The sequence below is a fragment of the Saccharopolyspora sp. SCSIO 74807 genome (assembly GCF_037023755.1).
GTDB lineage: Bacteria > Actinomycetota > Actinomycetes > Mycobacteriales > Pseudonocardiaceae > Saccharopolyspora_C > Saccharopolyspora_C galaxeae.
In genome coordinates this window covers 355,921-372,547 of sequence record NZ_CP146100.1, presented here as the reverse complement: position 1 = coordinate 372,547, position 16,627 = coordinate 355,921, and the positions used below count along the sequence as shown (strand labels likewise).

The 16,627-nt window shown below is 71.4% G+C and carries 15 protein-coding genes; 9 read left to right on the top strand and 6 right to left on the bottom strand.

All coding sequences use genetic code 11. From position 1 onward, the window contains the following. The first annotated feature begins 17 nt into the window (after window positions 1-17). Entirely contained in the window at window positions 18-620 is a 603-nt protein-coding gene (leuD, locus tag V1457_RS01695; RefSeq protein WP_200070229.1) for a 3-isopropylmalate dehydratase small subunit, read from the top strand. Between the two features lie 230 nt (window positions 621-850). After that, window positions 851-1,723 (top strand): HU family DNA-binding protein, encoded by an 873-nt coding sequence (locus tag V1457_RS01690; RefSeq protein ID WP_338599480.1) that lies wholly within the window; start codon window positions 851-853, stop codon window positions 1,721-1,723. 423 nt (window positions 1,724-2,146) lie between these two features. Here V1457_RS01690 and V1457_RS01685 read toward each other — a convergent pair whose 3' ends face one another. Genes V1457_RS01685 through cofC form a run of 3 tightly spaced genes read right to left on the bottom strand, consistent with a single transcriptional unit; the run spans window position 2,147 to window position 5,990 of the window. After that, on the bottom strand, window positions 2,147-3,118 hold the full coding sequence (locus V1457_RS01685; protein ID WP_338599477.1) for an NUDIX hydrolase: 972 nt from the start codon (window positions 3,116-3,118) through the stop codon (window positions 2,147-2,149). Then, window positions 3,115-5,292, bottom strand: a complete 2,178-nt coding sequence (locus V1457_RS01680; protein ID WP_407074741.1) for an RNA degradosome polyphosphate kinase — start codon at window positions 5,290-5,292, stop codon at window positions 3,115-3,117. Before V1457_RS01680 ends, V1457_RS01685 begins: the two co-directional genes overlap by 4 nt. A 17-nt stretch (window positions 5,293-5,309) precedes the next feature. Next, a complete protein-coding gene (cofC, locus tag V1457_RS01675) occupies window positions 5,310-5,990 on the bottom strand; it encodes a 2-phospho-L-lactate guanylyltransferase (protein WP_338599471.1) in 681 nt (226 codons plus the stop codon). Window positions 5,991-6,078: 88 nt separating this feature from the next. On the opposite strand from cofC, the gene V1457_RS01670 reads away from it, so the two are divergent. The 6 genes from V1457_RS01670 to V1457_RS01645 all read left to right on the top strand — a co-directional run bounded on the left by V1457_RS01670 (window position 6,079) and on the right by V1457_RS01645 (window position 12,788). Further along, entirely contained in the window at window positions 6,079-7,080 is a 1,002-nt protein-coding gene (locus V1457_RS01670) for a 1-acyl-sn-glycerol-3-phosphate acyltransferase (protein ID WP_338599468.1), read from the top strand. Further along, a complete protein-coding gene (locus tag V1457_RS01665; RefSeq protein ID WP_295144425.1) occupies window positions 7,067-8,083 on the top strand; it encodes an NAD(P)H-dependent glycerol-3-phosphate dehydrogenase in 1,017 nt (338 codons plus the stop codon). The genes V1457_RS01670 and V1457_RS01665 overlap by 14 nt, the downstream gene beginning before the upstream one ends. Window positions 8,084-8,093: 10 nt before the next feature. Then, complete coding sequence (locus tag V1457_RS01660) at window positions 8,094-9,215, top strand: cystathionine gamma-lyase (protein WP_338599462.1); 1,122 nt, start codon at window positions 8,094-8,096, stop codon at window positions 9,213-9,215. 413 nt (window positions 9,216-9,628) lie between these two features. Then, complete coding sequence (locus V1457_RS01655) at window positions 9,629-10,105, top strand: cysteine dioxygenase family protein (RefSeq protein ID WP_200070222.1); 477 nt, start codon at window positions 9,629-9,631, stop codon at window positions 10,103-10,105. Between the two features lie 141 nt (window positions 10,106-10,246). Continuing rightward, window positions 10,247-11,686 carry a PLP-dependent aminotransferase family protein gene (locus V1457_RS01650; RefSeq protein WP_338599459.1) on the top strand — a complete coding sequence of 480 codons (1,440 nt, stop codon included), beginning with the start codon at window positions 10,247-10,249 and terminating at the stop codon, window positions 11,684-11,686. Window positions 11,687-11,696: 10 nt separating this feature from the next. Beyond that, window positions 11,697-12,788 (top strand): D-alanine--D-alanine ligase family protein, encoded by a 1,092-nt coding sequence (locus V1457_RS01645; protein WP_200070220.1) that lies wholly within the window; start codon window positions 11,697-11,699, stop codon window positions 12,786-12,788. Window positions 12,789-13,018: 230 nt separating this feature from the next. On the opposite strand, the gene V1457_RS01640 is transcribed toward V1457_RS01645, so the two are convergent. Both V1457_RS01640 and V1457_RS01635 read right to left on the bottom strand, forming a co-directional pair. Beyond that, window positions 13,019-13,594, bottom strand: a complete 576-nt coding sequence (locus V1457_RS01640) for a DUF3515 domain-containing protein (RefSeq protein ID WP_295149520.1) — start codon at window positions 13,592-13,594, stop codon at window positions 13,019-13,021. A gap of 45 nt (window positions 13,595-13,639) precedes the next feature. After that, window positions 13,640-13,873: an Lrp/AsnC ligand binding domain-containing protein gene (locus V1457_RS01635; protein ID WP_200070219.1), complete on the bottom strand. Its 234-nt coding sequence runs from the start codon at window positions 13,871-13,873 to the stop codon at window positions 13,640-13,642. 96 nt (window positions 13,874-13,969) lie between these two features. Here V1457_RS01635 and V1457_RS01630 point away from each other — a divergent pair, with 96 nt between their 5' ends. Then, complete coding sequence (locus V1457_RS01630; protein WP_200070218.1) at window positions 13,970-14,935, top strand: thiamine-phosphate kinase; 966 nt, start codon at window positions 13,970-13,972, stop codon at window positions 14,933-14,935. A gap of 95 nt (window positions 14,936-15,030) precedes the next feature. On the opposite strand, the gene V1457_RS01625 is transcribed toward V1457_RS01630, so the two are convergent. Continuing rightward, window positions 15,031-16,377, bottom strand: coding sequence for an MFS transporter (locus tag V1457_RS01625; RefSeq protein WP_200070217.1), 1,347 nt, complete (start codon window positions 16,375-16,377; stop codon window positions 15,031-15,033). Window positions 16,378-16,627 lie beyond the last annotated feature (250 nt).

The following is a 16,627-nucleotide window of genomic DNA, read 5'->3' as shown; positions in this document are numbered from 1 at the left end:
AACAGGAGGAACCAACGATGGAACCGTTCACCACGCACACCGGTGTCGGCGTCCCGCTGCGCCGGTCCAACGTGGACACCGACCAGATCATCCCCGCCGTGTACCTCAAGCGGGTCGCGCGCACCGGGTTCGAGGACGCGCTGTTCGCCGCATGGCGCGGCGACGAGACCTTCGTGCTCAACAACGAGGCGTTCCGCAACGGCAGCGTTCTGGTCGCAGGCCCCGACTTCGGCACCGGATCGTCCCGCGAGCACGCGGTGTGGGCGTTGAAGGACTACGGCTTCCGGGTGGTCATCTCTTCCCGGTTCGCGGACATCTTCCGCGGCAACGCGGGCAAACAGGGCCTGCTGGCCGCCGAATGCGAGCAGTCCGATGTGGAACTGCTGTGGAAGCTGCTGGAGAACGAGCCGGGCACCGAAGTCACCGTGGACCTGCAAGAGCGCACGGTGCAGGCGAAAGACCTCACCGTCGGGTTCTCGCTCGACGACTACACCCGCTGGCGGCTGCTGGAAGGTCTCGACGACATCGGCCTGACGATGCGCCACGCCGAGACGATCGACACGTACGAGCAGCACCGCCCGGCGTTCAAACCGGCCACACTGCCCGCTCGCGAAGGCTGATCGGGAACCCGCCGGAGAACGCATTTCTCCCTGCTGTGCGGGAAAAACAATGTTGCCCGGCGGTCGCCGGGACGGCGTCGCGAAGCGCGGCGAGCAACGCCCAGGACAGCCGAAAGTCCCACGCCCCAACGAAAAAATGAGGCGTGGCGAATGGCATTCGGCTGTTCTGGGCTTTACCGTGGGCTTTGAGTCGGCCCGACGGGGCCGTTGTTGTCCTGGGAGGGACTGAAGTGAACAAGGCCCAACTCATCGAGGCACTGGCCGAACGCCTCGGCGACAAGAAGACCGCCAGCCAGGCGGTGGAAGGCGTCGTGGACCTCATCGTCCGCAACGTCAACAAGGGCGAGAAGGTCAACATCACCGGATTCGGCGTCTTCGAGAAGCGCGCCCGCGCCGCGCGCACCGCGCGCAACCCGCGCACCGGTGAGGCCGTGAAGGTCAAGAAGACCAACGTTCCGGCGTTCCGCGCAGGCACCCAGTTCAAGGAAGTCGTCGGCGGCAGCCGCAAACTGCCCCGCGCCACCGCGACGAAGTCCGCCGGAACCCGCAGCACCGCCACCAAGACCGCGGGCACCGGCCGCAGCACGGCCAAGTCCACCGGCACCGCGGCCAAGTCCACCGGCACCGCGGCCAAGTCCACCGGCACCGCCGGCAAGGCCACCGCGACCAAGACCGCGGGCTCGCGCAGCACCGCCGCCAAGTCGGCGACCACCACCAAGGCGGCGCCGAAGAAGGCCGCCACCACCCGGTCCAGCGCCAAGACCGGTGCCACGACCAAGGCGACCACGAGCAAGGCGGCGACCACCGGCAAGTCGACGGCGAGCAAGGCCGCGACGACCGGCAAGGCTGCGACCACGAGCAAGGCGACCACGAGCAAGGCGACCACGAGCAAGGCGACCACGAGCAAGGCGGCGCCGAAGAGCACCACCGGCAAGGCGAGCACTGCCAAGGCGAGCACTGCGAAGGCGAGCACCGGCAGCAAGTCCACCGGCACCAAATCCGCGACGAAGTCCACCAAATCGACCGCTTCGGCAGCGAAGACCTCGGCCGCGAAGACCTCCACCGCCAAGACGAGCACGGCGCGCAAGACCACCAAGAAGTGAACGCTCGCCACCTGAGCGAGCCGAACTTCCCAGGTGGGCCAGAGTGGTCACGTGCACTGCACGGCGTCATCCGCCTGCACCGCACGGGAGTGATCCGCGTGCACCGCACGGGAGTCTTTCGCGTGCACCGCACGGAAATCCTTCGCGTGCACCGCACGGCACCACTCGCAGCCGCGCGCGGCTGCGGAGGCGGAACCGGTCAGCGGCAGCGGAAACGGTGCCGCCGAATCCGGTCCACGCGCTCCGCGATGTTCATCCGATGATCCCGGCGCGATCCGATCGCGCCGGGATCATCGCCGTTTTCCACCGGGTTCGCGCGGCATCGGCGACGCGATGCGCCGCGGCCTGCTCCGAAGAGCCGCCGGGAAACCGGAAAAAGCCCGAGCCGCCGCTACCGGACCGCTGCGCAAAGCATTTCCCCGCTCAACCCCTCGGGTCGGGGAGGTAATCCGCGGCCACCAGCCGCAGCAGCGGCCCGGAACCGTTGCCGGAATTCGCATCCGGGCAGAACCGCAACGTCCACACGCTGCCTTTGCTGCTGAGCACCTCGTCCGGGCGCAGGCCCGCGGATTCGGTCAACCGCCCGACCAGATCCGGGATGACACCGCCCTGGCTGCACACCACCGAAGTGCCGGAACCGCCCGCGATGCGCAGCAGCCTGCGCACCGCCGCGGCGGGATCGGCCTGGTACTGCTCTTCGGTCAGCAGCGGCTCGTCGGCGACGGCGATGCCGAGGTCGTCGGCCACCGGCTGCACCGTCTGCGTGCAGCGCACCCGCGGCGCCGAGTAGACCCGCTGCGGGCCGAACAGCGGCAGCAAGGTGTGCAAGGCGTCCCGCTGGCGCAGCCCGGCCGCGGACAGCGGGCGCTGCGTGTCGTCGCCGGTGAATTCCGAACGCTTGCCCGCTTTGGCGTGCCGGACCAGCAGCAGCGTCCGGGATTCCAGCGGCAGCGCGTCGAAGGCGTCCAGCACGTGCCCGTCGTGCGGGTAGGTCAGCAGTTCCCGTGCGGCCGCGGTGCTCAGCCAGCGCAGCTCGTCGACTTCCTCGTTCACCGCGAACAGGCCCTGCCCGGCGCGGGCGGCGAAGTAGTCCACCCGCTTGCCGGTGTACCCGCCCGGAGCGGGTACCGAATAGCGGATCTGCGCGAGTTCGCCGGAGAGCACGCAACCGAACCCGGTTTCCTCCAGCACTTCCCGCGCGGCCGCGTGCGCGGGGGTCTCGCCGGGATCCAGCTTGCCCTTCGGCAGCGTCCAGTCGTCGTAGCGCGGGCGGTGCACCAGCGCGATCCGCGGAGTCCCGTCGTCGTCCGGGCGCCACAGCACCGCACCGGCGGCGCGGACCGTCACCGAATCGCTCGCGCTGGTCGCGTGCTCCGGTTCTTCCTGCGTCGTCATGAAACCTGTGCCCCGTGCCTGCGCAACATCTCGGTCTGGTGGTCGCGGACCTGCGCCCCGCTGCGCGGCGAAGCCTCCCAGTCCCCCTTGGAATTGAGCACCCAGCAGCGCGTCTGCGGGTGCAGCGCCGAATCCAGCAGCTCGTCGAGCTGCTCGGTCAGCTTCGGGTCCACCACGCGCACCTGCGCCTCGATCCGGCGGTCCAGGTTGCGGTGCATCATGTCCGCGCTGCCGATCCAGCGCTCGTCGATGCCCGCGAAGTGGAACACCCGGGAATGCTCCAGGAAACGGCCCAGGATGGAGCGGACCTCGATGTTCTCGCTCAGGCCGGGAACCCCTGCCTGCAGCGCGCAGATGCCGCGCACCACGATCCGGATCGGCACGCCCGCCAGCGAAGCGCGGTAGAGCGTGTCGATGATCTGCTCGTCGACCAGCGAATTGACCTTCATCCGGATGCCGCAGGGCAATCCGGCGCGGGCGCGTTCGGCCTCGGCCTCGATGCGTTCCACGATCCCGGAGCGGATGCCCTGCGGGGACACCAGGACGCGGCGGTAGGTGCCGTGCCGGGCGTAGCCGGTGAGCACGTTGAACAGGTCCGTCAGGTCCGCGCCGACCGCCGGCTCCGCGGTCAGCAGCCCCAGGTCCTCGTAGGTGCGCGCGGTCTTCGGGTTGTAGTTGCCGGTGCCCAGGTGGCAGTAGCGGCGGATCGTCGAACCTTCCTGCCGCACCACCAGCGCGGTCTTGCAGTGCGTTTTCAGCCCGACCAGGCCGTAGACCACGTGCACCCCGGAACGTTCCAGGGTGCGCGCCCACTGGATGTTGGCCTGCTCGTCGAAGCGGGCCTTGAGCTCCACCAGCGCGACCACCTGCTTGCCCGCCTCGGCCGCGTCGATCAGCGCGTTCACGATCGGCGAGTCGCCGGAGGTGCGGTAGAGCGTCTGCTTGATCGCCAGCACGTGCGGATCCGCGGCGGACTGCTCGATGAACCGCTGCACCGACGTGGAGAACGCGTCGTAGGGGTGGTGCAGCAGCACGTCGCCGTCGCGCAGCGTCGCGAAGATGCTCCGCGGCGTCTGGCCCTCGGCGAAGGCGGGGTGCGTGGCGGGCACCACCGGCGCGTTCTTCAGATCCGGGCGTTGCAGCTTCTCCAGCTGGAACAGGCAGGACAGGTCGAGCAGGCCGCGCACCTCGACCACGTCGTGCTCGTCGACCTCCAGCTCCCGCAGCAGCAGCTCCAGCATGGTCTCGCTCATGGTGTCGGCGATCTCCAGCCGCACCGGCGGGCCGAACCGGCGCCGCGCGAGTTCCCGCTCCATGGCCTGCAGCAGGTCCTCGTCGCGGTCCTCCTCGACCTCCAGATCAGCGTTGCGGGTGACCCGGAAGATGTGGTGCTCGCTGACCTCCATGCCGGGGAACAGCTTGTCCAGGTGCGCGGCGATGAGCTCTTCCAGCGGCAGGAACGTCGCCTGCTCGTCCTCCCGGTCGGCTTCCACCCGGATCAGCCGCGGCACGTTGTCCGGCACCTTCACCCGGGCGAAGCGGCGCAGGCCCTCCTCCGGGTCGGTGACCATCACCGCGAGGTTCAGCGACAGCCCGGAGATGTACGGGAACGGGTGCGCCGGGTCGACCGCCAGCGGGGTCAGCACCGGGAAGATGTGGTCCTCGAAGTAGCGGCCCAGCGTGCGCTGGTGGCCCTCGTCGAGCCGCGCCCAGCTCATGATGCTGATGCCGGACGCCTCCAGCTCCGGCAGCAGCTCGTCGGTGAACACCCGGCCCAGCTTCTCGGTCAGGTCCTGGTTGCGGGCCGCGATGCGGGCCAGCTGCTCGTGCGGGGTGAGCCCGTCGGCGCTGCGCACCGACAGCCCGGTCTCCTCGCGGCGCTTCAGCCCCGCGACCCGGACCATGTAGAACTCGTCCAGGTTGGACGCGAAGATCGCCAGGAACTTGGCGCGCTCCAGCACCGGCTGCGAGTGGTCCTCGGCCACGGCGAGCACTCGCGCGTTGAAGTCCAGCCAGGACAGTTCGCGGTTCAGGTAGCGGTCGTCGGGCAGGTCCGTGCTGGCCGCGGCGCGGGTCACTGCCGGGGGCGCTTCGGGAACCCGGGCGCCGGCACCGTCCGGCGGGGTGTCGCCGTTGCGCCGCGGTTTGGCGGGCTCGCTGCTGTCCGTGCTCACGCCACCATTGTCACTCATCAAGCGCCGTCCGTTCGAGCACTGTCACCCGGAACACCACCCGGATCCGCGTGCTCCTGCGAGGCTCGCGCGAGCCATGCCGCGGTTCGCGCGCCGAGGCCGATCCGGGCCGCCCGGCGCAGATCGGCTGCGGTGTCCACATCGCAGCGCAACGACTCCCAGCGTCCCGCCAGCCGGCGCGCACCGGAAGCCTCGTGCGCCAACGCGGAGCCGTTGCCGAACCGGGGTGCCAGCGCGGCCCCGGCGGCTGCCAGCAGCAGCGTCGTACCGGTCCGCTGCCGGTCCGGTGTGAACGCCCGCTCCGGACCGGCCGCGTGCAACGCCCGCGCCAGGTCTTCCGGCCGCAGCGCGGGCAGATCCGCCTGCAGCGCCCCGATCCGGTCCGCGCCGCGGCCGCGCAGCACGCGCTCGCCGTGCTCCAGCGCGGGGTTGAGCCCGGCGTCCGGGTCGTCGGCGACGACTTCCACGCCCGCCGCCGCGAACGAGTCCGTCAGCTCCGAGTCGGAGGTCACCACCAGCACTTCGCGAACGCCCGCGGTGCGCCGGGCCGCCTCGACCGTGTCGTGCGCGACCGCGCTCACCAGCGCGGCGTGCGCGTCGGCGGGCCGGTCGCCGCGCAGCCGGGTCTTCGCCAGCCGCAGCGGCTTGATCGGCACCAGGAGGGAGGCGGGAACGCTCATGCCGCCATCCTCCGCCCGCGGCGACCCCCGCCCGGGCAGCGGTGCCGGGGAGGTAACTTGACAGCCGCTCTGGCGAGAGGAGATGGGCGTGGAACCGGGAAATCTCAAGCGGCCGCGCAGACGCACGAAGGAGCGGCCGGCCACCGGCATGGGCCGGTTCTGGCTGCGGTTCGCGGCGATCGTGTTCTACCCGCTCACCGCCCTGCTCGCCCGGGTGCGGGTGCACGGGCTGGCGAACATCCCCGCGACCGGTCCGGTGGTGCTGGTGCTCAACCACGTTTCGCACCTGGATCCGCTCTACGACGCCGTGACGGTGCACCGGGCTGCGCGGATCCCGCGGTTCATGGCCAAGAACACGCTGTGGAACGTGCCGGTGCTGCGCAACGTGCTCGACGGCGTCGCCCAGATCCCGGTCGTGCGGCAGACCACCGACGCGCAGAAGAGCCTGCAAGCCGCGCACGACGCCTTGGAAACGGGCAAGGTCGTGATCATCTACCCGGACGGGACGGTCACCAAGGATCCCGACGGCTGGCCGATGGTGCCGAAGGCCGGTGTCGCGCGGCTCGCGCTGGAGCACGACGTGCCGATCGTTCCGATCGCCCGCTGGGGAACCCGGGACCTCTACAACCACTACGAGAAGAAGTTCCGCCCGTTCCCGCGCAAGACGGTGCACCTGCGCGTCGGTGAGCCGTTGGACGTTTCGGAGTTCCGCGGCAAACCGGCCGACAACGCGACGCTGCGCGCGGTGAGCGAGTTGGCCATGGGGCGGGTGCGGGAACTGCTCGGCGAGATCCGCGAGCAGCAGCCGCCCGCCGAGTTCTACTCGCCCGCTCGGCGGCGGGTGCAGGGCGGCTCCGCGGGGGGTTCGCGGGACGGCGCCGCGGGGGAGACTCCGCAGAACGACACCGCGGGGGAGACTTCGCAGAACGGCGTTGCGGGGGAAACCTCGCAGAACGACACCGCGGATGAATCCCCGCAGAACGGCGCCACGCGTGGGCGGGACAGATCGGCCGGGAGCCCGCGCGAGGACTCGGACGATCTCCCGCAGCACAAGCGCGAACGCCTGCAGGGCGACGATGAGCGGGCCTGAACCGCTGCGCCGGGTCACCGTGCTCGGCGCCGGTTCGTGGGGCACCACGTTCGCCAAGGTGCTCGCCGACGCCGGGTCGGAAGTGACGTTGTGGGCGCGCCGCGCCGAAGTCGCCGAGGAGATCAACCGGCAGCACCGCAACGAGGACTACCTGCCCGGCGTGACCCTGCCGGAATCGCTGCGCGCCACGGATGACGCCGCCGCCGCGGTGCACCGGGCGCAAGCCGTGGTGCTGGCGGTGCCCAGCCAGAACCTGCGGGAGAACCTGGCCGGTTGGCAGCCGCTGCTGCCGGACGAGGCGACGCTGGTGAGCCTGGCCAAGGGCGTCGAACTGAGCACCCTCAAGCGGATGAGCCAGGTGGTGGCCGAGGTCGCGGACGTGCCGATGCAGCGCGTGGCCGTGGTCTCCGGACCGAACCTGGCCAAGGAGATCGCCGCCGGTGAGCCCACCGCGACCGTCGTGGCCTGCGCCGATCACGACCGCGCCGTCGCCTTCCAGGCGGCGTGCTCCACCGGCTACTTCCGCCCCTACACCAACACCGACCTGGTCGGCATCGAGCTGTCCGGGGCGTGCAAGAACGTGATCGCGCTCGCCTGCGGCATGGCCGCCGGGCTCGGGCACGGCCACAACACCATGTCCTCGCTGATCACCCGCGGGCTGGCCGAGACCACCCGGCTCGGGGTGGCGCTCGGCGCGGAGCCGATGACGTTCGCCGGGCTGGCCGGGATGGGCGACCTGGTGGCCACCTGCACCTCGCCGCTGTCGCGGAACCGGACCTTCGGCGAGCGGCTGGGCCGCGGCGAATCCGTGCTCGCCGCGCAGCAGGCCGCGCACGGGCAGGTCGCGGAAGGCGTGAAGTCGTGCTCGTCCATCCGGGAGCTCGCCGCGCGGTGCGGGGTGGAGATGCCGATCACCGAGGTGGTGCACCAGGTCTGCCACGAGGGCCTGGAACCCGGCCCGGGGGCGGCGCTGCTGCTGGGGCGGGAACGCAAAGCCGAGTGACGGGAGGGAAATGACGGCGTTCAGCGCGGATTCCGGGGCGGAGTTCGGCGACGGCACGCGTTGCGTGCACGGCGGGCACGGCGGGCACGGCGGGGAACGACCCGGTGAGCCGCTCGCGCCCGGGCCGGTGTTCGCGGCGCCTTACCACCTCGGCGGTGACTCGGCGGATTTCTACGGCCGGGCGGGCAATCCCACCTGGCGGGCGCTGGAAGCCGCGATCGGCGACCTCGACGGCGGGCCCTGCGTGCTGCTGCCCTCCGGCATGGCCGCGATCAGCACGTTGCTGCGCAGCGTGCTGCGGGCGGGGGATTCGCTGCTGCTGCCCAGCGACGGCTATTACGCGACCCGCCAGTTCGTGCAGGACGAGATGGACGCGCTTTCGTTGCGCGTAAAGAAAATCCCGACCACCGGTCCGTGGCCGGAAGGGATCTTCGACGGGGTCCGGCTGGTGCTGCTGGAAACCCCGTCCAACCCCGGGCTGGACGTCTGCGACATCGCCGAACTCGCGCGGCGCGCGCACGCGGCGGGTGCGCTGCTGGCGGTGGACAACACCACGGCGACGCCGCTGGGGCAGCGGCCGCTCGAGCTCGGCGCGGACTTCGCGATCGCCAGCGACACCAAGGCGTTGTCCGGGCACAGCGATCTGCTGCTGGGGCACGTGTCCACTGCGGACGGCGAGTGGGCCGAGCGGTTGCGCAAGGCGCGCACGCTTTCCGGCTCGATTCCCGGGCCGTTCGAGACCTGGCTGGCACACCGCAGCCTCGGCACGCTCGACCTGCGCTTGGCGCGGCAGGCGCAGAACGCCTCCGCGCTGGCCGAGGCGCTGCGCGGGCGCGTGCGCGGGTTGCGCTGGCCCGGGCTGTCCGACGATCCCGCGCACGCGGCCGCGCGGGCGCAGATGCGGCGCTGGGGCGGGGTTTTCCGCTTCGAGCTCGCCGACGCCGACGCGGTGGCGGAGTTCGTGCGCCGCAGCCGGCTCGTTTCGCAGGTGACCAGTTTCGGCGGCGTGCACAGCACCGTCGACCGGCGGGCGCAGTGGGGCGATCCGGTGCCCGAGGGATTCGTGCGCTTCTCCGCCGGGTGCGAGGACACCGATGATCTGGTCGCCGACGTGCTCGGGGCGCTCAACTGAGGCCCGCGGGGTTTCCCGTTCTCGCTCGTCGCGGTCGCACCGCTCGCAAACCCCGGTTGAGCTGCGATCCCGCCCCCTGCCCGAGGGTGTGAGATGGGCGGAGTCCGCTTGACGGGTAACCCGGCGTGCTGGTTGAGTACTCGCCGTGTTGCCGCGAGCCATGACCGTCAGCTGGGGTCACATCGACCTTCGCCGGGTGGCGAGCGCGCTTTGTCCGCTGCGGTGATCCACCCGGCGTCCCGGGCCTGAGCCCGCATTTCCCGGCCGCTTCCCGGCCACCGCAGCGCTTTCCGGCGCATTCCGCGCGAACTCCCGCGCGACGCAGCCGATCCCGCGACGCCGCAGAACCCGAGGGTGGACACCGCGCCGCCGCGCGATCCCGATCAATTCGACCGATTCACGAGGACATCCACGTGTTCGCAGTACCTCCCAACACCGTCGCCGCCGAAGCGGACCGCTCCCTGGCGCACCCGGCGCGGATCGCCCGCGAGTTCGCCGCCGACCGGCAATCGTGGGCGCACCGGCTGCGCTACGACCCGCAGCAGCGCTGGTCCGGCCTGCTGGAACGCACCGCCGGGTACGAAGCGTGGCTGCTGAGCTGGTTGCCGGGGCAGCACACCGAACTGCACGACCACGGCGGCGCCACCGGCGCTTTCACCGTCGTGTCCGGTTCGGTCGACGAACGGGTGGTCCGGTCCACCGCCACCGGCCCGGCCGAGGAGTGGCGCACCATCGAGACCGGTCAGTCGCGGGTGTTCGGCCCGGACTACGTGCACCAGGTCGTCAACGACGGCCCGGATCCGGCGATCACCGTGCACGTGTACCGCCCCGCCCGCACCCGCATGACCCGCTACTCCCTCGACCCGGTCCGCGGCCTCACCACTGCTTGACTCCGAAACCCTTCGGGTCGGGTGGAGGTCGCGCCCGACCGAACCAAGGGGGCCGATGGGGAAGCGGTGCGGGGTTGCGGCGCACCGCACAACGCAGCGGGTGGCAGCATCGCAGGTGACGACCCAGGAGAGTCCTCCGCGATGCCCACTTCGCTGCCCGCGGCGAGTTCGCCGCTGCTGGAACCGGCCGTCGAGCTGCGCCGCGACGACCACCGCCCGCTGGCGGTGCAGCTCGCCGACGCACTGCGGCACGCCGCCACCCTCGGCCACCTGCGGGGTGGTGACCGGCTGCCGTCCACCCGCGCGCTGGCGCGGCACCTCGGCGTGAGCCGCACCGTCACCGCCGCGGCCTACGAGCAGCTGCACGCCGAAGGCTGGATCGTCGGCAAGCACGGCTCCGGCACCTACGTCACCACCACGCCGCCCGGCTCCCAGCCCTCCTCGCCGGTTCCCGGTTCGGCGGCCACCGAGCAGGAAATCGTCGCCGAGGTGAACCTCACGCCCGGCGCCCCGTGGGTGGGCGGCATCGACCGGGCCGCCTGGCGCCGCGCGTGGCGGGCGGCCGCCGACCGCGAACCGGACGAACGAGTGCACCGCGCGGGCCTGGCCGAATACCGCGAGGCCGTGGTGGAACACCTGCTGCGGCACCGCGGCATGGTCACCGGCGGCTCGCACCTCGGCACCGTGCTCGCCACCGGCGGCACCACGGCGGCCGTGGTGGAGCTGGCGGCGGCGGTGCTGGAACCCGGCGCGGTCGTCGCGGTGGAGGAGCCCGGTTACCAGCGCGCGGTGCAGACCTTCCTGGCCGCCGGGATCCGCGTGGTGCCCGCGCCGGTCGACCACGGCGGCATCGTCGTCGAGGAGATCCCGCAAGGGGTGCAAGCGGTCTACTGCTCACCGGCGCACCAGTACCCGCTCGGCGGCCGGTTGCCCGCCGAGCGGCGGGTCGGGCTGGTGGAGCGGGCGCGCGCCGAGGGCTGGCTGATCGTGGAGGACGACTACGACGGCGAACTCCGCTACGACGTGGCGCCGCTGCCGGTGCTGGCCTCGATGGCCCCGGACGTGGTCGTGCACCTCGGCACCACCAGCAAGATCCTCACCCCGACGCTCGGCGTGGGCTGGATGCTCGCCCCGGACCGCGTCGCCGCCGCGGTGCTGGACCACCGCGAGCGCACCGGCACCCGACCTGCCGCGGCCGGACAGCGCGTGCTGGTCGAGTACGCCAGGAACGGGGACCTCGGCAGGCACCTGCGCAGGCTGCGCCGCGAGCTGTCGCAGCGCCGAGTCCTGGTGGTCGATCAGCTGGCGGGATCGGGCGTCGAGGTGTTCGGCGACGAAGCGGGCGCGCACGTGGTGCTGCCGCTCCCGGACGCCGGCGCGGAGCGGCGGGTGGTGCACCGCGCAGCCGGGCAGGGACTGGTGCTCGACGGTCTGCGGCGGCACCACCACGGGGCTCAGCAGTGGTGCGGCATCGCCTTCGGCTACGCCTCGTGTTCACGCGCTGACCTGGAGCGTTCGGTCCGGGAGCTGGCGCGCTGGTGCGCCGAGGAGGCCGGTGTCCGGACCGGCTCGGCCCGGTAGGGTTCCGCGCATGACTCAGCGCAAGATCCGGGTGGCCGTCGTCTTCGGCGGGCGCAGCACCGAGCACGGCGTTTCCTGCCTGTCCGCGGGCAGTGTTCTGGCCCATCTGGATCCGGAGCGCTTCGAGGTGGTGCCGGTCGGCATCACCCGCGAGGGCGCGTGGGTGCTGGGTACCGGAGACCCCGCCGAGCTGGAGATCCGCGACCGGCGCGCCCCCGAAGTCACCGCGGGCACTGCCGTGGCGCTGCCCGGCGACCCGACGCGGCGCGACCTCATGCTGGTCGAACCGGGCCGCGGCGGCGAGATCCTGTCCGGTGTGGACGTTGTTTTCCCGGTGCTGCACGGGGCTTTCGGCGAGGACGGCACCATTCAAGGGCTGCTGGAGATGGCCGACGTGCCGTACGCGGGGCCCGGTGTGCTCTCCAGCGCGGTGTCGATGGACAAGGAGTACACCAAGAAGCTGCTGGCGGCCGAAGGGCTCGCGGTCGGGTGCTACGAAGTGCTCCGCCGCGAACAGTCCACTCTGGACGATCGGCAGCGGGAACGGCTGGGGCTGCCGGTCTTCGTCAAACCCGCCCGCGCCGGTTCGTCGCTGGGCATCAGCAAGGTCACCGGCTGGGCGGAGCTCGACGAGGCCATCGCCGAGGCCCGCCGCACCGACCCGAAGGTGATCATCGAGTCGGCGGTGACCGGCCGCGAGGTCGAGTGCGGCGTGCTGGAATTCCCGGACGGGCGGGTGGAAGCCTCGCTGCCCGCCGAACTGCGGGTGACCGGCACCGCCGACTGGTATGACTACGAGTCCAAGTACCTCGACGACGTCACCGAGTTCGACATCCCCGCCAAGGTCGGCGACGACGTGGTCGAACGGCTGCGGTCGGCTGCGGTGGCCGCGTTCCGCGCGCTGGACTGCCAAGGGCTGGCGCGGGTGGACTTCTTCGTCGCCGAGGACGGCGAGCTGATCGTCAACGAGGTCAACACGATGCCCGGGTTCACCTCGATCTCGCTGTACCCGCGGATGTGGGCGCAGACCGGGGTGGACTACCCGGCGCTGCTGAGCACGCTGATCGACACCGCGCTGTCCCGCGGCACCGGCCTGCGCTGACCCGCGCTTTCCCGAGTGAACGGCCTGTTCGTCCCGCTAGATTGGTCGAACGGTCCGTTCACCCCTGGTGAACTTCGCTCCCCGGCGCCTGCCCGACACGCCCGCGCATCGTCCATTCCGAGCAGCTCCGAGCAGAGTGAACGGCCTGTTGGTCCGAATAGGTTGGTCGAACGGGCCGTTCGCTCGCGGAGTTCGGCCGGGAGGAGACCGGCGTCCGGGGAAGGCCGGCGTCAGGGGAAGACGGGCTGTTTCGGCATGGTGCGGCGGATCAGGCCGGAGAGGTCCTGCACCGGGCCGGAACCGGAGTTCGCGGGCGCGGTCAGCGCCACGTGCACCGGGCGGTCCACCGCCAGCCACGAGGTGTTGCCCGCCTCGGAAAGCCGCAGCCAGCTCACCCCGGAGATGTCGACCAGCGGCGAGGTCGGGGTGAGTTCGGCCGGTGCGGGCATCCCGCAGCGCACCGTCACGGGATCGTGCTCGGCGTCGCCCCACGCGACTGTGCCCGGCGGCGCCGGCTCGGCCAGCGGCCGCCGCGGCACCGGTTCACCGTCGAGCACCAGTTCCGGCGGCAGCGCCGCGAGCAGCTTCGAGCACTCCGGCCCGCCCGCGTCCGGCGCAGGCACCGGCGGCAACGCGAGCGGACCGCTGCGGCGGGCCTGCTGCTCGGCCACGACCGCGTCCCGCTGCTGCTTCTGCGAGTACCAGGAGACCAGTCCGAGCGCGCCGACGCCGACGGCCAGCAACCCGCTGAGCACGAGCGCCACGATCAGCACCGGACGGGGAACTCCCGGCTGTTGGTCGAACACGCCGCCCACTACAGCACGGTCCCGCGACGCGGCCGGAAGGCCCCGTCACAGGTGTACGACGGGACACGTCAGCGTGCGGGTGATCCCTTCCACGTTCTGGATGCCTGCCACCACCATTTTCCCGAGCTGGTCGACATTCTCCGCTTCAGCGCGCACGATCACGTCGTACGGGCCGGTCACGTCCTCGGAAGTGAGCACGCCCGGCGCCCCGGAGATCTCGGCGGCAACGGCGGCGGCCTTGCCGACCTCGGTCTGGATGAGGATGAATGCCTGAACCACGGCGTGCCCCTTCGTCTCGGCCTCGGCGGGGTAGGAAACTGGCAGGAAACTACCCCATCGGGCCGTGCGGTTGCTCGAGGATTCAGGAGGTCAGAGGTGGCTTCGGACACTTCGGCGCAGGAGAAGACGGTGTCCGAGGCCGGCGAGTTCGGCCTCATCCACCGGGTGACCTCCGGGCGCCCGCAGCCTCCGTCCACGCTGCTCGGTCCCGGGGATGACGCCGCGGTGCTGGCCGCGCCGGACGGCCGCGTGGTCGCCACCACCGACGTGCTGGTCGAGCAGGTGCACTTCCGCTTCGACTGGTCCAGCCCGCACCAGGTGGGCCGCAAGGCGGTGGCGGTGAACCTGTCCGACCTGGCCGCGATGGGCGCGGTGCCGACCGGGCTGCTGGTCGGCATGGGCGCCCCGCCGGAGACCGCGACCGGCGTGGTCGACGACCTGGCCGCGGGCATGTGGGAGGAGGCGCAGCGCGCGGGCACCGGCCTCGCGGGCGGCGACATGGTCGGCGCGCCGGTGCTGACGCTGTCGATCACCGCGCTCGGCGACCTCCAGGGCCGCACCCCGGTCACCCGCGGCGGGGCGCGGCCGGGCGACGTGGTGGCGGTCGCGGGCAGGCTCGGCTGGGCCGCCGCGGGATTGGCGGTGCTGGGGCGCGGATTCCGGTCCCCGGTCGCCGTCGTGGGCGCGCAGCGGGTGCCGGAGCCGCCGTACGCGGCAGGCCCGGCCGCCGCCGACGCCGGTGCCACCGCGATGATCGACACCTCCGACGGCCTGCTGGCCGACCTCGCGCACATCGCGGAGGCGTCGCAGGTGAGCATCGACGTGCGCAGCGAGCTGGTCGAGGTGCCGCAGCGGCTCACCGAGGTCGCTTCGGCGCTGGGCGCGGACGCGCGGCACTGGGTGCTCACCGGCGGTGAGGACCAGGCGCTGGTGGCGACGTTCCCGCCGGACCTGCCGCTGCCGGAGGGCTGGCGCGCGCTCGGCGAGGTCGGCGAAGGCACCGGAGTCACCGTCGACGAAGCCGGTTACGAAGGTTCTGCGGGCTGGGAGCACTGGCGCTGACGTCCTCGCCGCGCGAGCGCAGCGATCGGCCCGGCCGCCGCGCATGAAAAGGACCGGCGGAACGGATCCCGCCGGTCCTTCGCAGCCGGTGCCGCTCAGCCGGAAGTGGCCGCCTGCGGACCGCTCGTGCGGTCGTTCTCCTCCATCAGCGGACGGCCCGCCGTCTCCTTCATCAGCAAGATCGGTACCAGCGCCACCAGCGCCGCGCCCATCAGGTAGTAGCCGGGGAAGAAGGAATTCCCGGTGATCTCCACCATCGACTCGTTGATCAGCGGCGCGGTCCCGCCGAACGCGGCGGTGGAGAGGTTGTAGCCGATGCTGAACGCCGCGTACCGCACCTTGGTCGGGAACATCGCGGGCAACGTCGCCGCCAGCGGCCCGACGAGCTGGACGTGCCCGATGCCCAGCAGCGTCAGCCCCAGCAGCGTCGTGACCATGGTGCCCTGCGAGATCAGCAGGAACGCCGGGTAGGGCAGCACGATGAAGCAGATCGCCGCGGACAGGAAGACCGGTTTGCGCCCGACCCGGTCCGACAGCGCCCCGACCGGCGTGATCAGCACCATCATCACCGCCACGACCAGCAGCAGCGGCACCAGCACCTGGTATTCCTGCCCCTCCGGGACGGACAGGGTGTCTTCCAGGTAGGTCTCCATGTAGGTCAGGATCGTGTAGTTGGCGACGTTGATGAGCACCACGACGCCCATCAGGATCAGCAGCTGCTGCCAGTGCCCCTTGATCAGCGCCTTCAGCGGGGAGCGGGCGACGTTGCCGGAGGCCTCGAGGTTCTTGAACGCCGGGGTGTCCTCCAGCTTGGAGCGCAGGTAGAGCCCGATCAGGCCGAGCGGGCCGGCCAGCAGGAACGGCACCCGCCAGCCCCAGGACTCCATGGCCGCCTCGGGCAGCGCCAGGATCAGCAGCGTCGGCACCAGCGCGCCGAGCCCGAACCCGGCCAGCGTGCCGAATTCCAGCCAGCTGCCGTAGAAACCGCGTTTGCGGTTGGGCGCGAACTCGGCGATGTAGGTGGCCGCGCCGCCGTACTCACCGCCGGTCGAGAAGCCCTGCAGCATCCGGCACAGCAACAGCAGCATCGGCGCCAGGATGCCGATCGTGTCGTAACCCGGCAGCAGGCCGAGCACGAACGTCGACCCGGACATCAGCAGGATCGTGACCGCGAGCACCTTCTGCCGCCCGATCCGGTCGCCCAGCGGGCCGAAGAACAGGCTTCCCAGCGGCCGGAACAGGAAGGACATCGCGAAGACCGCGAACGTCGAGACGGTCCCCCACGGGCCGGGGAAGAACTGCTGACCCACGTAGCTCGCGACGTAGGCGTAGACACCGAAGTCGTACCACTCGGTGGTGTTGCCGATCGCTGCGGCGCCCACCGCGCGTCGTAGCAGCGACCGCTGTTCCGGCGTTACCTCGTCCGTTCCCTGTGCAGTCATGAGGGTGTGTGCCACCTCCGGGTCGTGCCGTCCACGGTGTGTGAACACGTTTGGAGTACCGAGAACTTAGCCGAGTAGCCGTTCGCTGACCACCGAATCGGCCACATCTGTGCCGTTTCGATAGTTGTGCGGAGCAGGTAAAACCTCGTTTCGGAGGCGGTCGTGCACGCACTGTCCGGCGGCCGGGCGGCGGTGCGATGCTGATCACGGGCCGCGACGAAGATCGCGAGATGGTGGACTGCATGGTCAA

What these genes read in the sequence shown, in the direction of transcription:
- leuD (WP_200070229.1), top strand. Translation starts at nt 18, where the DNA reads ATGGAACCGTTCACCACGCACACCGGTGTCGGCGTCCCGCTGCGCCGG.
- V1457_RS01685 (WP_338599477.1), bottom strand. Translation starts at nt 3,118, where the DNA reads ATGACGACGCAGGAAGAACCGGAGCACGCGACCAGCGCGAGCGATTCG.
- cofC (WP_338599471.1), bottom strand. Translation starts at nt 5,990, where the DNA reads ATGAGCGTTCCCGCCTCCCTCCTGGTGCCGATCAAGCCGCTGCGGCTG.
- V1457_RS01665 (WP_295144425.1), top strand. Translation starts at nt 7,067, where the DNA reads ATGAGCGGGCCTGAACCGCTGCGCCGGGTCACCGTGCTCGGCGCCGGT.
- V1457_RS01660 (WP_338599462.1), top strand. Translation starts at nt 8,094, where the DNA reads ATGACGGCGTTCAGCGCGGATTCCGGGGCGGAGTTCGGCGACGGCACG.
- V1457_RS01650 (WP_338599459.1), top strand. Translation starts at nt 10,247, where the DNA reads ATGCCCACTTCGCTGCCCGCGGCGAGTTCGCCGCTGCTGGAACCGGCC.
- V1457_RS01645 (WP_200070220.1), top strand. Translation starts at nt 11,697, where the DNA reads ATGACTCAGCGCAAGATCCGGGTGGCCGTCGTCTTCGGCGGGCGCAGC.
- V1457_RS01625 (WP_200070217.1), bottom strand. Translation starts at nt 16,377, where the DNA reads ATGACTGCACAGGGAACGGACGAGGTAACGCCGGAACAGCGGTCGCTG.